13 protein-coding genes and 1 tRNA gene are annotated in these 12,601 nt (G+C 70.0%); 8 read left to right on the forward strand and 6 right to left on the reverse strand.

Annotated elements, in window-relative coordinates; translation table 11 throughout:
* Positions 1 to 8: 8 nt before the first annotated feature.
* Positions 9 to 611, reverse strand: coding sequence for a DUF4337 domain-containing protein (locus tag QOZ81_RS16135; RefSeq protein ID WP_291203851.1), 603 nt, complete (start codon positions 609 to 611; stop codon positions 9 to 11).
* Between the two features lie 85 nt (positions 612 to 696).
* On the opposite strand from QOZ81_RS16135, the gene QOZ81_RS16140 reads away from it, so the two are divergent.
* A complete protein-coding gene (locus QOZ81_RS16140; protein WP_291203849.1) occupies positions 697 to 1,176 on the forward strand; it encodes a tetratricopeptide repeat protein in 480 nt (159 codons plus the stop codon).
* Between the two features lie 203 nt (positions 1,177 to 1,379).
* On the opposite strand, the gene QOZ81_RS16145 is transcribed toward QOZ81_RS16140, so the two are convergent.
* From QOZ81_RS16145 to QOZ81_RS16155, 3 genes are all read right to left on the reverse strand, one after another.
* Positions 1,380 to 1,456 (reverse strand) — tRNA-Pro (locus QOZ81_RS16145).
* A gap of 18 nt (positions 1,457 to 1,474) precedes the next feature.
* Entirely contained in the window at positions 1,475 to 2,614 is a 1,140-nt protein-coding gene (locus tag QOZ81_RS16150; protein ID WP_300715081.1) for a hypothetical protein, read from the reverse strand.
* A gap of 17 nt (positions 2,615 to 2,631) precedes the next feature.
* Positions 2,632 to 3,036 carry a hypothetical protein gene (locus QOZ81_RS16155; RefSeq protein WP_291203843.1) on the reverse strand — a complete coding sequence of 135 codons (405 nt, stop codon included), beginning with the start codon at positions 3,034 to 3,036 and terminating at the stop codon, positions 2,632 to 2,634.
* Between the two features lie 103 nt (positions 3,037 to 3,139).
* Here QOZ81_RS16155 and meaB point away from each other — a divergent pair, with 103 nt between their 5' ends.
* The 3 genes from meaB to QOZ81_RS16170 all read left to right on the forward strand — a co-directional run bounded on the left by meaB (position 3,140) and on the right by QOZ81_RS16170 (position 6,540).
* Positions 3,140 to 4,078 carry a methylmalonyl Co-A mutase-associated GTPase MeaB gene (gene meaB, locus QOZ81_RS16160; protein WP_291203841.1) on the forward strand — a complete coding sequence of 313 codons (939 nt, stop codon included), beginning with the start codon at positions 3,140 to 3,142 and terminating at the stop codon, positions 4,076 to 4,078.
* 29 nt (positions 4,079 to 4,107) lie between these two features.
* Positions 4,108 to 5,283, forward strand: coding sequence for a hypothetical protein (locus QOZ81_RS16165; protein WP_291203838.1), 1,176 nt, complete (start codon positions 4,108 to 4,110; stop codon positions 5,281 to 5,283).
* A gap of 72 nt (positions 5,284 to 5,355) precedes the next feature.
* Positions 5,356 to 6,540 (forward strand): methyl-accepting chemotaxis protein, encoded by a 1,185-nt coding sequence (locus QOZ81_RS16170; RefSeq protein WP_291203836.1) that lies wholly within the window; start codon positions 5,356 to 5,358, stop codon positions 6,538 to 6,540.
* Here QOZ81_RS16170 and QOZ81_RS16175 read toward each other — a convergent pair.
* Positions 6,537 to 7,898 (reverse strand): aminotransferase-like domain-containing protein, encoded by a 1,362-nt coding sequence (locus tag QOZ81_RS16175; RefSeq protein WP_291203833.1) that lies wholly within the window; start codon positions 7,896 to 7,898, stop codon positions 6,537 to 6,539. The two genes, QOZ81_RS16170 and QOZ81_RS16175, sit on opposite strands and share 4 nt — an antisense overlap.
* Before the next feature lie 76 nt (positions 7,899 to 7,974).
* Between QOZ81_RS16175 and QOZ81_RS16180 the strand changes: the two genes are divergently transcribed.
* From QOZ81_RS16180 to QOZ81_RS16195, 4 genes are read left to right on the forward strand one after another with little or no spacing between them, the layout of a single operon-like run.
* Entirely contained in the window at positions 7,975 to 8,295 is a 321-nt protein-coding gene (locus QOZ81_RS16180) for a TusE/DsrC/DsvC family sulfur relay protein (protein WP_291203829.1), read from the forward strand.
* Positions 8,296 to 8,303: 8 nt separating this feature from the next.
* Complete coding sequence (locus tag QOZ81_RS16185) at positions 8,304 to 8,921, forward strand: hypothetical protein (RefSeq protein ID WP_291203826.1); 618 nt, start codon at positions 8,304 to 8,306, stop codon at positions 8,919 to 8,921.
* Positions 8,911 to 10,254, forward strand: coding sequence for a (Fe-S)-binding protein (locus QOZ81_RS16190; protein WP_291203825.1), 1,344 nt, complete (start codon positions 8,911 to 8,913; stop codon positions 10,252 to 10,254). Before QOZ81_RS16185 ends, QOZ81_RS16190 begins: the two co-directional genes overlap by 11 nt.
* On the forward strand, positions 10,251 to 11,477 hold the full coding sequence (locus QOZ81_RS16195; protein WP_291203822.1) for an aminotransferase class V-fold PLP-dependent enzyme: 1,227 nt from the start codon (positions 10,251 to 10,253) through the stop codon (positions 11,475 to 11,477). Before QOZ81_RS16190 ends, QOZ81_RS16195 begins: the two co-directional genes overlap by 4 nt.
* Positions 11,478 to 11,757: 280 nt before the next feature.
* On the opposite strand, the gene aguB is transcribed toward QOZ81_RS16195, so the two are convergent.
* Positions 11,758 to 12,600: an N-carbamoylputrescine amidase gene (gene aguB / locus QOZ81_RS16200; protein WP_291207572.1), complete on the reverse strand. Its 843-nt coding sequence runs from the start codon at positions 12,598 to 12,600 to the stop codon at positions 11,758 to 11,760.
* Between the last annotated feature and the right edge of the window lies 1 nt (position 12,601).

Genomic DNA, 12,601 nt, shown 5'->3' on the forward strand with positions numbered 1-12,601 from the left:
GATCCGGCTCAGCCCAGGACCTTGGCCATCAGGTCCGAGTGCAGGTTCCAGTGGAGGAACCCCGCCAGGCCGAAGAGGAAGCCGAAGACGGCGAAGACCCCCGCCACCCCGAAGAGCCAGCGCTTCTTCGTGAGGGCCGTGACGCCCGCCAGGGCCACCGCCACGCTCAGACAGGCCTCCGCCAGGTCGAACTGGTCGTCGTGGATGTTCATGGCGTCGTAGTCCTTGGCGGCTTTTTCCGCCTCGCCTCGGATCTGCTCCTTCTCCTTTTCGTACTTCTTCGCGGCGACCTCCTGGGCGGTGATCCGGCCCATGACCTTGGCGTGGAGCTCGGGCTTCAGGCCGGGGTTCATCTCCAGCTGCACCTTCAGCATCTCGGCGGAGTTCTCGGCGATGTGCTGCTTGGTGCTCTTGCTCTGGTAGTAGGCCCACTGGTCCACGGCCCGGGCCTGGGACTGCTGCATGGCCTGGACCACGTTGCCGTCCTTCACGTTGCACAGGGCCATGAAGGTGGCCACCACCGCCACGAAGAGGGCGATGAAGCCGTTGAAGCGGCTCTCCGCCGCGCGGTCCTGGACCTCGTCCTGGATCTTCTCGAGGGCTTCGGGCATGGGGTCCTCCTGGGGGCGACCCCAGTCTAGGGCAGAGCGGGCACCGCCGGCCTGCGCGTACACTGGCGACCTCCCGGGTGAGCCCATGGGCCGACCGCTTCTGATCCTCGTGTCCTGCCTCCTGGCCCCGCCCCTGGCCGGGCAGTCCGGGGCCCGGACCGTGGCGGACGGGCCTGGCGGGGCGGTCGAGCTGGGGACGCTGCGCGCGCGGGCCCAGGCCGGGGATGCGGCCGCCCAGTTCGAGCTGGGCGACCGTTGCCACTTCGGCCGGGGCGTTCCCCGGGACCCCGCGGAATCGGCGCGGTGGTATCGGATGGCCGCGGAACAGGGCCATGCCGGGGCCCAGGTTAACCTGGGGAATGCCTACTTTCGCGGGGAAGGCCTGGCCAGGAATGTGGCCGAAGGCTACGTGTGGTTCGCACTGGCCGCCGTGAACGGACAGCCCGGAGCGGCGACGAACCGCGACCTGGCGGCCAAGAAGCTTTCAGTGCCTGCGCTCAGGGGGGCCCAGGACCGGGTGCGGGATCTTCAGAGGATCATCCCGGCGCGAAAGGGGGGGAGCTGAGGGCTTCCCCCCTTTGTCCCGGAGGCTTGCCTCTCCGTACTCGACGCCGACCCACCAAGGCGCGGATTCGAACGCATCCGGCTTCGCCGTGTGCCAGCCTTGTTCGGCGCGACATTTAGTCGCGCCTCGGCAAGTCCACTCGGAGGTTCGGATCCTCTCGCAAGCTTCCCGACCAAAAACGGGGGCCCGCAGGCCCCCGTTTTTGGTCGGGGCGAGAGGATTCGAACCTCCGACCCTCTGCTCCCAAAGCAGATGCGCTACCAGGCTGCGCCACGCCCCGATGGAATCAGTCTAACCGCTACTTGCCGCTGATGGAGACGGCGCGCAGGTTCAGGCCGGCGCGCTGGAGGTCGAAGATCTTGGTGGCGAGGTTCAGCAGGAGCTGGGTCTCCATGTCCTCCCGGCCGCGCTTGGTGGCGCCGGCGGGGGGGATGGCGGCGATGTCCGCACCGGTGCGGCCCTTGGACCAGGTCAGATCCATGGCGAAGGACACCTTCTTGTCCTGGCTGTCCAGCTCGCCGGCCACATTGGACATGCGGCCGTCACCGCCGTAGCCGACCCGCAGCCAGCCCGGGCCTTCGAAGCCGCGGCTGCTGTTGTTGATGTTCACGGAATTGAGCCGGTGGTTGGCGCCGTAGGTGAAGTCCATGCGGGTCTGCACGCCCTGCTCGTCGTTGCGGAAGTCGAGGCGCACGGGCAGCTTGGTGGTCTTGTCCACGGCGACCTCGAGCTTGCCGCGCTTCCAGAAGCCCAGGCTCTGGGCCATGCTCTGCTCCCGCTTCTTCGCATCCCAGCCCTTGGTGGGGGCATTGAAGACCAGCCGCTGGACGGTGTGGCCGTCGAGGGTCTCCTCGCCGGCGAGGGTGGCCTGGAACGTGGGCGCATCCACGTAGACGGCCTTGATGTCGTTCAGGGTCTGGCGGAACCAGGCCATGTAGGTGAGCGGGGCATCGGAGGGGGGCAGGTCCACGCGGGTGGTGTAGGCGTTCTGCTCCTTGCTGTAGATGAAGCCGCGGTTGCCGCGCCGGGTGTAGAGGATGGTGCCGAAGTCGCCGGCCAGGTCGGTCTTGAAGTCGCCGTTGGCGAAGTAGGTGCCCTTGACGCGGAGGTTGGCCTGGCCGCCCTGGTTGTTGCCCTTCACCGCGCCCTGGCTGGCGGTGTCCACCTTCTGGTTGACCAGGGCGCCGCTGAGGGCGATGCCCAGGGTGCCCTGCATGTCCACGGAGGTGATGCCCTGGTAGGGCTGGCCGAACCAGCCGGTGTCCACGGCATCCAGGGTCTGCAGCAGGGCCTGGCGGGCGGCCTCGGCCTCCGGGGTGGGCTTGGCGGGGGCGGCCTTGGCGGAGGGTTTCGCGGGGGCGGGCTTCGTGGTCTTGGTGGGTGCCTGGGCCGGGAGGAAACTGGCGGCAAGCAGGAGGGGAAGGAGGGCGGGGCGCATGGGAAACCTCTAAGGGACTATCGATGAGGATGTCTGGGGGCGGGCTTATGTTCCGGGCGCTCCTTGGCGAAGCAGGCCCGGCAGAGGGCCTTGGCGGGGTCCTCGGGGATGAAGGGCAGGTACTCCTGCGCCCCGCAGGCGGCGCAGGTGATGTGGGTCAGGATGCGGGCGGCATCCTTCCCGCCCTTCCGCTTGTAGACGAAGGAGCGCCGGTAGCAGTCGGGGCAGAGGTAGAACTTCTGGCCCGACTCGACCCGGAAGTGCATCCCGCACTCGGCGCAGATCTTCTCCCGGGGGGCCTTGGGATCCGGCGGCGCCACCGGGGCCCGCTTGGTCAGCAGGACGGGCGTGGGTTTCGAGGCCGGCTCCGGCTGCGCATCCCCGGAGACAGGGTCCTTCGAGGGTTTGGGCCCTTTGATCATCAGTATGGGTTTCCAAGTGCGGCCGGGGCCGAAGGATCAGGGTACCCCATCCGGTGCCGGGCGGCGAGTTCCAGTCCCGGCGGGGAGATGCCATCCTGGGCGCATGCCCCTCCCGCCCGACCTCCTGGAACCCCTGCGCCGCGGGGAGCCCCGGGCCCTGGGCCGGGCCATCTCCTGGATGGAAAATGGCCACGCCGGCGCCCGGGATCTCATGGCCCGGGTCTGGCCCCACCTGGGGCGGGCCGCCGTGATCGGCATCACGGGTTCCCCCGGCGCCGGGAAGAGCACCCTCACGGACCAGCTGGCCCGGGCCCTCCGCGCCCGGGGGCAGAAGGTGGGCATCCTGGCGGTGGATCCCACCTCGCCCTTCAGCGGCGGCGCCATCCTGGGCGACCGCATCCGCATGCAGCGCATCGCGGCGGATCCCGGCATCTTCATCCGCAGCATGGCCACCCGCGGGGCCCTGGGCGGCCTGGCCCGGGCCACCCAGGACGCCATCGACCTGCTGGATGCCGCGGGCTTCGATACCGTCATCGTGGAGACCGTGGGCGTGGGCCAGGATGAAGTCGACGTGGTGAGCTGCGTCCAGACCTGCTGCGTGGTGCTGGTGCCCGGCATGGGCGACGAGATCCAGGCCATCAAGGCCGGGATCATGGAGGTGGCCGATCTCTTCGTCATCAACAAGGCCGACCGTGATGGCGCCGACCAAGTCGAACGCGAGCTCGAGGCCATGAAGTCCCTGGCCATGAGCCACGGCTGGGATCCGCCGGTCCTGCGCACCGTGGCCCAGCAGGGGGAGGGCATCTCTGAGCTCCTGGCCCAGGTGGAGGAGCATGGCCGCTGGCTCCGGGCCCACGGGGGCCTGGCCCGGAAGGCCCGGGAGCGCGCCCGGCTCCGGTTCGAATCGCTGCTGGCCGAGGAGGCGGTGCGGCGGGCCAGGGCCCAGGCCGGACCCGAGCGGGTGGAGGCCGCCCTCCGGGGCATCGCCGACCGGACCCTGGATCCCTACACCGCCGTCCGGGGCATCCTGGGCGAAGCTTGAGTCCGGCGCCCAGGGTCCGATAGGGCGTCATGGCCGCCCGCAACCTCAACAAGGACCAGCCCGAGGCCGTCCGCATGGTCTTCCAGAGGCTGTGCGAGGGCGAGGACGTGGTCCAGGTGCAGTTCGGGGACCTCCAGGGGGAGTTCAAGGTGCTGGCCGAGACGCCGGACCGGATCATCCTGGGCATCTCGGATCTGGAGCGGGGCCAGTGGCGCCTGAAGTCCGGGGCCCGTCTCACGCTGAAGGTGCTGGACCGGGGCCTCCTCTTCGAGGCCGTCGTGGATTTCCAGGGCCACGGCCGGCTCCACGGCGTCGAAGCCTGCCACGTGACCCTGCCCCGGCTCCTGCGGGCCGTGGATGCCCACCGCCTGGCGGATTTCGTGCCCGACCGGCCCATCCCCTGCTCCTTCTCGGACCAGCGCAACGACATCCAGGATGGCAAGGCCACGGCCTTCGGCGAGGACGGCCTGGAGCTGGCCCCGCCCCCGGGCACCAAGATCCTGGGCGACATGCTGCGGCTCAACGCCTCCTCCACGGTGGAGGTGAAACCCCCCACGGGCGAAGGCATCGTCCTGGCGGTGAAGGTGGCCTACTTCGGCGAGAAGACCTGGGGCCTCCGCCTCGCGGACTCGGCCGATCGGATGGCCGTGAGCCGGTACCGGCAGTGGATGCTGGAGGCCCGCCACGCCCAGGCCAACCGCGACCGCTCCCGCTTCAACCCCGGCGGCTTGGAGTCCACTCGGCTCACCGCCCGCAAAGAGGCGGCCAAGCCCTCGGCGCCCCTGGTCCGGCTCCTGGCGGACCGCGATCCCCTGGTGCTGGTGCTGGTCGAGGGCGAGACCTTCCCGGCGCGCCTGGGCGAAGCCATCGGCCGCAAGTTCGGGGTGGCGGCCTTCGATCCGGGGCCGGGTCCACTTCGACCCACCCTCGGTGACCTGGGGGTGGATGCCGAGACCTGGGGGCGGGTCCGCCTGGTGCTGATCCACCACAAGCTCCGCGCCGGCACGGCCATGGAGCGCTGCCGGCGCCTCGTCCAGGAGGAGGCCTGCCCGCTGCCCATCCTGCTCGCGGGATCCGAGGAGGACGCCGACCTGAAGCGCAACCGCGCCGTGATGGCCGGGGCCGTGGACTACCTGGTGGTCGAGCCCTTCCATGTGCTCTCCGTCATAAGAACCCTGGACCAGACCCTCAAGCTGTTCATCTAACTCAGGACAAGGCCTTCCGATTCCGATGCAGGAGGGGTTGCCTGCCGCACACCTGTTCTCGGGGAGTTCCGAATGTCGTTGTCCAGCTGCCTGAGCGTGAGGGGAAAGCTCGTCCTCCTCCTGGCCCTGCCCCTGTCGGGTTACGCCTATTTCAACCTCCATGACACCTGGAACGACTACCAGCTGCTGAACGCGAAAGGGTTGATCCAGAAAGGCTTCGAATTCTCCGAACCCCTCTGGCGGTCCTTCGTGTTCAACTTCGTCGCCTCCTTCGTGGTGTGGGTGGTCACCTTCTTCCTGGTGTACCGGATCAGCCTCTGGATCACCCGGCCCCTGAAAAGCATGGCCGAGGGCCTGGGCAAGAGCGACCTCACCCTCGAGCTGGCCGTCGAAAGCGAGGACGAGATCGCCCAGGTCGCCATCGCCTTCAACGCCTACAACGCCCGGCTTCGCGGCATCTTCCGGAACATGTCGGGTTCCTCCAGCTCCGTGGCCAGCGGCGCCACCCAGCTCTCCGCCTCCAGCGAGCAGATGGCCGCCACCAGCGCGAGCCTGGCCCAGAACTCCGAGGCCCAGCGGGCCGCCTTCGAGCGGGTGGCTGCGGCCGTCACCGAGCTGTCCGCCTCCATCGAGCAGGTCTCGGGCAACATCCGGCGCTCCCAGAAGGAATCCGAGGCCGCCGTGGCCGCCGTGACCCAGGGTTCCCAGGCCGGCGGCGAAAGCGCCCAGGCCATGGACGACATCCGGGCCGCCACGGTCCGCATGGTGGCCGCCGTGCGGCTCATCCAGGACATCGCCCGCCAGACCAACCTGCTCTCCCTGAACGCCGCCATCGAGGCCGCCAAGGCCGGGGCCATGGGCAAGGGCTTCGCCGTGGTGGCCGAGGAGGTCCGCAAGCTGGCCGAGCGCAGCGGCGCCGCCGCCCGCGAGATCGGCCAGCTCATCGAGCAGAGCAATGCCTCCGTGGACCGCGGCGCCGACATGGTGAACGCCACCGTCGCCGCCCTGGCCACCATCGAGACGAACATTCAGGGTCTGGCGGCCATGATCCTCGAGGTGGGGGCCGCGGCGGACGAGCAGGCCCGCACCAGCACCGAGGTGGCCGAGCAGGTGGACGAGAACCTCAGCCGCGTGGCCCACAACGCCACGGCCACCGAGCAGATGGCCCGCACCGTGAGCGAGGTGGCCCGCACCGCCGCCGAGCTGGCCCGGGTCGCCGAGGACCAGAACCACCTGGTGGGGCAGTTCCGCGTCTAGCCGCTCCCGTCCTCAAGCGCCTCCGCCACAGCCTCGAGCCGGGCCAGGCCCTGGACGAGGGTGGCCCGGTCCGGCGCGGCGCCGATGGAGATGCGGAGCCCCAGCTCCTGCACCGCCCGCGTGGCGGCGAAGACATCGGAGGGCACCACCACCACGCCCGCTTGCAGGGCCCGCCGCGTGAAGCGTTCCGGCCCGCCGGGCGGTGAGGGCAGCCAGGCGTGGGGGCAGTGGGGCTCGCCGCGCCACTCGAGCCGGCGGAGCCCCTGGGCGCAGAGCCGGTGCCGGGCCGCCAGCTCCTTGCGCTGGGCCGCCAGGCGGCGCCAGGCCGTGCCATCCTCCAGCCAGGCCGTGCCCAGGGCCATGCTCAGCGCGGTGACGTACCAGGTCGTGTGGTGCTCGGCCTCCCGGGCCCGGGCCTGCAGCATGGGCGGCAGCAGCAGGTAGCCCAGCCGCAGGCCCGGGGCCACGGTCTTGGAGAGGCCGGTGACGTAGAGCACCCGCTCGGGCGCCAGGGCCGCCAGGGGCGGTGGGGCCTCCTCGGGCAGCAGGCCGTAGACATCCTCCTCCACCAGGAGCAGGTCGTGCTTCCGGGCGATGGCCACGATGGCTTCCCGGCGTTTCAGGCCCAGGGTGGCGGTGGTGGGGTTGTTCAGGGTGGGCGAGAGCACCGCCACGCGGAGCCCCGCCCGGCAGGCCGCCTCCAGGGCCGCAGGCAGGACGCCCTCCCGGTCCATGGCCATGGGGTGGAGGCGGCGCTGGCTGTGCCGGGCCACGGCCTTCAGGCCCGGATAGACCAGGGCTTCGCAGGCCAGGTCCCCGTGCTCGCCCAGCAGACCCAGGGCCGTGTCCACGGCATGCTGGGCCCCGGCGCAGACCAGCACGCGCTCGGGTTCGGCCCGCAGGCCCCGGCGTTCCATCCAGGCCGCCGCCGCCTCCCGGTGCAGGCGGGTGTCCCCGGGGCTCGGGTAGTTGAGGAAGCGTCCGCCCGGGCCCAGGGCGGCAAGCCCATCGCTCAGGTCCCCCTCGGACAGGCCCACCGGGGGCCGGTTCGTGGAGAGGTCGATGACACCCCCCTCGGGGCGGTTCTGGAAGGCGAACAGGGCCGCTTCCGAGGCCAGGCCCAGCACGTAGGTCCCGCGGCCCACCTCGCCGCCCACCAGCAGCCGGCGGGCGGCCTCCCGGTAGGACCGCGTGATCGTGCTCACATTCACCCCCAGCAGGTCGGCCAGGGCGCGATGGGTCGGGAGCTGGTCCCCGGGCCGCAGCTGACCCAGCCGCACCGCGGCTCCGATGGCATCGGCCACGGCCAGGTAGGTGGGCCGGGAATCGGCGGAGAGGTCAGGCACCCAGATTGTCATGCATACAATTTTCAATTTAATCCACACAAAATCCACTCCTGTTATCGGACGCCGGTCGCCCGGCCTCGGAGGATCCATGAGTGGCTTGGTTTTCAACGGACAGATGGTGGCCCTGAACGAGGAGGGCTTCCTCGAGGATCCCTCCCTCTGGAACGAGGACCTGGCCAGGGCCCTGGCCCAGTCGGAAGAGGGCCTCGACGCCCTGGGCGACGAGCACTGGGCGGTGATCCGGTTCATCCGGTCCCACTTCGAGGAGAAGCAGGGGGCCCCCATGGTCCGGGCCGTCTGCAAGGGCACGGGCCTGCGGCTGCAGCAGATCTACGACCTCTTCCCCAGCGGCCCCGCCAAGGGCGCCTGCAAGCTGGCGGGCCTGCCCAAGCCGGACGGCTGCGTCTAGGAGTCACCATGTCCCCTCTCCTGGTCATCGGGGTGCTCGCGTCGGCGGCCTGGGCCGCGGCGGGCCTGGCCCTGCTGCGCGCCGAGGCCCGCGCCTACGGCCGCCGCACGCTCCATGCGGCCCCCGCGGGGGATCCCGCCGCCGGCGTGCGCTACGCCTTCACGGGAGCCATGAGCCCCACGGCCAAGGAGAGCGTCCGCGAGCACCTGCCTTCCTACGCGGCGGGCCTGGCCTACCACGCGGGGATCTTCACAGCCCTGGGCCTCCTCGCTTTCACCCTGGGCGGCCTGTCCCTGCCGGGCCCCCTGCGGATGCTGGTCAAGGTGCTGCTGGGCCTGGGGACGCTCAGCGGCCTGGGCCTGCTGCTGAAGCGTGCGCTGAAGCCCGAGCTGCGCGGGCTGTCCACGCCGGATGATGTCCTGTCGAACCTGCTGGCCACGGCCTTCGTGGCGCTTGCGCTTTTCGGATCCAGCACTCCCTGGTTGCTGAGCGCCATGCTGCTCCTGTTCTACGTGCCCCTGGGCAAGCTCCGCCACAGCCTCTTCTTCTTCGTGGCACGGCGGCAGCTCGGGGCCTTCTTCGGCCGCCGGGGCGTCTTCCCGCCGGGAGGTTCCCATGTCCGTTGAGCTTGAAGCCCAGCTCGAGTCGCTCACGGAAGAGAGCCTCGCGAAGGGGCTGGAGGTCTTCCGCCACCACCTCAAGGACGCCGAGGCGGGCTTCCTGAACGCCTGTGTCCGCTGCGGCCTCTGCGCGGACAGCTGCCACTACCACCGCGCCGAGCCCACCCTGGAGAACGTGCCGGGGCGCAAGCTCGATCACATCACCGCCGTCTTCAAGGCGCACTTCACCACCATGGGCCGCCTGGCGCCGGGCCTGGTGGGGGCGAAGCGCCTCGATCGCGACATGGCCCGGGCCTGGGTGGACGCAGTCTTCGGCCGCTGCTCGCTCTGTGGCCGCTGCTCCATCAACTGCACCATCGGCATCCCCATGCCCACCCTCTTCCGCGCGGCGCGGCGGGCCCTGGGCGCCATGGGCCTGGTGCCCGAGGACCTCCAGGCCACCGTGGACAACAGCCTGCGGCACGGCAACAACATGGCCATCGAACGCGAGGAGTGGGTCGAGACGGTCGAGTGGATCGAGGAGGAGCTCCAGGCGGAGACCGGTGATCCTCTGGCCCGGATTCCCTTGGACAAGCAGGGCGCCCGCTGCCTCTTCACCGTGAATCCCCGCGAGGCCAAGTTCTTCCCGCTGTCCCTGCAGGCCAGCGCCAAGGTCTTCTGGGCCGCGGGCGAGGACTGGACCCTGGCCAGCGACGCGGGCTGGGATCTCACCAACTACGCCCTGTTCACCTGCGAGGACGACCAGGCCGCGGCCATCGTGAAGAACCTCACGGACGCCATGACCCGCCTGGGCTGCGAGGTGCTGGTCATCGGCGAGTGCGGCCACGGCTACCAGAGCGCCCGATGGATGGGCCCGGAGTGGCTGAAGCGGGCCTTCCCCTTCCCGGTGGTGAGCATCCTGGAGCTCATGGATCAGTACCTCGATGCAGGCCGGATCGAGGTGGATCCCACGAAAAATCCGCACCCCGTGACCCTCCACGATCCCTGCAACCTGGTGCGGCACGGCGGCATCTCGGAGCCCCAGCGCCGCGTGCTGCGGAGGGCCGTGGCGAATCTGGTGGAGATGGCCCCCCACGGCGTGGAGAACTACTGCTGCGGCGGGGGCGGCGGCCAGCTGGCCATGTCCCGGTACCGGAACCGGCGGCTGAAGGCGGGCCGCATGAAGGCGGAGCAGATCAGGGCCACCGGCGCCAAGATGGTGGCCGCCCCCTGCCACAACTGCATCGACCAGCTCGGCGAGCTGAACAAGGAATACCAGCTGAAGGTCCACATCAAGACCGTGGCGGAGCTCGTCGCCGCGGCCCTCGTCACGCCCACGCCTGCGGAGGCCCAGCCATGACCCTGCTCAACCTGCCGATCCCCCCCGAAGTGAAGATGATCTACCTCGACAATGGGGCCACCTCCTTCCCCAAGCCCCAGGTGGTCTACGAGCGCATGGACACCTTCTACCGCTCGGCGGGCGTGAACCCGGGGCGCAGCGGCTTCGACCTCTGCCTGGAGGCCGGGGCCCTGGTGGACGACACCCGGCACCTGCTCTGCGACTTCTTCGGGGGCACGGATCCCAACCGCCTGGTGTTCAGCTACAACTCCACCGACGCGCTCAACCTGGCCATCTGGGGCAGCCTCCAGCCCGGCGATCACGTCGTCACGACCCACGTTGAGCACAACGCCACCCTGCGGCCCCTCTGGAAGCTGGAGCAGGAGGGCAGCCCCGTGGACTGGGTGGACTTCGACGAGACGGGCTACGTGGATCCCGCCGAGATCATCCGCCGCTTCCGGCCCGAGACCAAGGCCTGCGTCATGAACCACGCCTCCAACGTCATCGGCACCGTGCAGGATGCGGCCACCATCGGCGCCGCCTGCCGGGAACGGGGCATCCGCTTCATCCTGGACGTGAGCCAGAGCGCGGGCATGGTGCCCGTGAAGATGGATGAGCTGAACGCCGACATCGTCTGCTTCACGGGCCACAAGAGCCTCATGGGCCCCATGGGCATCGGCGGCATGTACGTCCGCGAGGGCGTGGAGATCCGCCGCACCCGCGCGGGCGGCACCGGCGTCAAGAGCGTCCAGCGCCAGCACCTGGACGAGTACCCCTACCGCATGGAGTACGGCACGCCGAACCTGCCGGGCATCGCGGGCCTCAACGCCGGCGTGGCCTGGGTGAACCAGCTGGGCCTCGCCACCATCCACCACCACGAGATGGCGTTGTGGCGGCAGCTGCGGGACGCCCTCCGGGAGATCGAGGGCGTGACCCTCTACTGCGCCGAGGACATCCCCGGACGCGAGCGCATCAGCGTCCTCTCCTTCAACGTGGAAGGGCTGGAGGCCGCGGACGTGGGCACCATGCTGGACGTGGACCACAACATCGCCTGCCGCACGGGTCTGCACTGCACGCCCATGGTGCACGAACACCTGGGCACAGCGGCCCACGGCGCGGTGCGCTTCGGCATCGGCGCCTTCAACCACGAGGCCCACATCCAGGCCGCCATCGAAGGCGTGCGGGAGATCGCCGCCGCGGGGCGGCGCCGCGCCGGGAAGGTGGCCACCGGGGCGATGGCCTAGGAGCCTGTCCAAGTATTCGAGCGCCCCCCGATGGTCTCAGGCGGGATGCAGCGCAAGGAAGGGCCCGCAGGGCGATGTGTGGGCATCGTTCAAGGGACCTGACGCCGCGGGGCGCCCGCCTGGGGCCATCCCGGAGGGCGGGTGGCGGCGCGCGTCGCGATGCGGCGTCAGGCTCGGATCGCGTAGTACCCGCTACGCTCACCTCGCCTTCCTGGCCTCGCTCGCGCGGCGCCGCCCGCGCGGGGCATTCCAATTACTTGGACAGGCTCCTAGCCCCGCCTCAGTCCGTCTTCGAGATCAGTCCGTACAGATCCGGCCGCCGGTCGCGGAAGAAGCCGAAGGAGGCCCGGTTACGCCGGATCTCCTCCAGGTCGAAGTCCGCCGTGATGACGCCGCTGGCGGCGCGGCCCAGCTCGGCCACCTTCTCGCCGCGGTGGTCGGCGATGAAGGAGTGGCCGTAGAAGGTCTGGTCGCCCTCCAGGCCGATGCGGTTGGAAGCCACCACGGGCACCACGTTGGACACGGCGTGGCCGATCATGGCCCGCTGCCAGAGGTCCTTGGTGTCCAGATCCGGGTTCTCGGGCTCGGTGCCGATGGCCGTGGGATACAACAGGATTTCAGCACCGAGGAGCATCATGGCCCGGGCGCACTCGGGGTACCACTGGTCCCAGCAGATGCCCACGCCCAGCTTGCCGAAGCGCGTGTCCCAGACCTTGAAGCCGGTGTTGCCCGGCCGGAAGTAGAACTTCTCCTCGTAGCCGGGTCCATCCGGAATGTGGCTCTTGCGATAGACACCCAGCATCGCGCCATCGGCATCCACCATGGCGAGGCTGTTGTAGAAGGCATGGCCGTCGCGCTCGAAGAAGGAGACGGGGATCACCACGCCCAGCTCCTTCGCCAGCTTCTGGAAGCGGGCGATGGTGGGGTTCCCTTCGGCGGGCTTGGCCCAGTCGAAGAACGCGTCCTTCTCCTCACGGCAGAAGTACAGGCCCTCGAAGAGCTCGGAGGGCAGGATCACCTGGGCGCCCTGGGCCGCGGCTTCGCGCACGAGGCCCTCCACCCGGGCCACGTTCTCGTCGAGGCTGCCTCCGAAGGCGCACTGGGTGGCGGCGACGCGGACCATA

Source organism: Geothrix sp. (genome assembly GCF_030219325.1).
Taxonomy (GTDB): Bacteria; Acidobacteriota; Holophagae; order Holophagales; family Holophagaceae; genus Geothrix.

Coding starts and splice junctions, on each gene's coding strand:
- QOZ81_RS16135 (WP_291203851.1), bottom strand. CDS start 611: ATGCCCGAAGCCCTCGAGAAGATCCAGGACGAGGTCCAGGACCGCGCG.
- QOZ81_RS16140 (WP_291203849.1), top strand. CDS start 697: ATGGGCCGACCGCTTCTGATCCTCGTGTCCTGCCTCCTGGCCCCGCCC.
- QOZ81_RS16150 (WP_300715081.1), bottom strand. CDS start 2,614: ATGCGCCCCGCCCTCCTTCCCCTCCTGCTTGCCGCCAGTTTCCTCCCG.
- QOZ81_RS16155 (WP_291203843.1), bottom strand. CDS start 3,036: ATGATCAAAGGGCCCAAACCCTCGAAGGACCCTGTCTCCGGGGATGCG.
- meaB (WP_291203841.1), top strand. CDS start 3,140: ATGCCCCTCCCGCCCGACCTCCTGGAACCCCTGCGCCGCGGGGAGCCC.
- QOZ81_RS16165 (WP_291203838.1), top strand. CDS start 4,108: ATGGCCGCCCGCAACCTCAACAAGGACCAGCCCGAGGCCGTCCGCATG.
- QOZ81_RS16170 (WP_291203836.1), top strand. CDS start 5,356: ATGTCGTTGTCCAGCTGCCTGAGCGTGAGGGGAAAGCTCGTCCTCCTC.
- QOZ81_RS16175 (WP_291203833.1), bottom strand. CDS start 7,898: ATGACAATCTGGGTGCCTGACCTCTCCGCCGATTCCCGGCCCACCTAC.
- QOZ81_RS16180 (WP_291203829.1), top strand. CDS start 7,975: ATGAGTGGCTTGGTTTTCAACGGACAGATGGTGGCCCTGAACGAGGAG.
- QOZ81_RS16185 (WP_291203826.1), top strand. CDS start 8,304: ATGTCCCCTCTCCTGGTCATCGGGGTGCTCGCGTCGGCGGCCTGGGCC.
- QOZ81_RS16190 (WP_291203825.1), top strand. CDS start 8,911: ATGTCCGTTGAGCTTGAAGCCCAGCTCGAGTCGCTCACGGAAGAGAGC.
- QOZ81_RS16195 (WP_291203822.1), top strand. CDS start 10,251: ATGACCCTGCTCAACCTGCCGATCCCCCCCGAAGTGAAGATGATCTAC.
- aguB (WP_291207572.1), bottom strand. CDS start 12,600: ATGGTCCGCGTCGCCGCCACCCAGTGCGCCTTCGGAGGCAGCCTCGAC.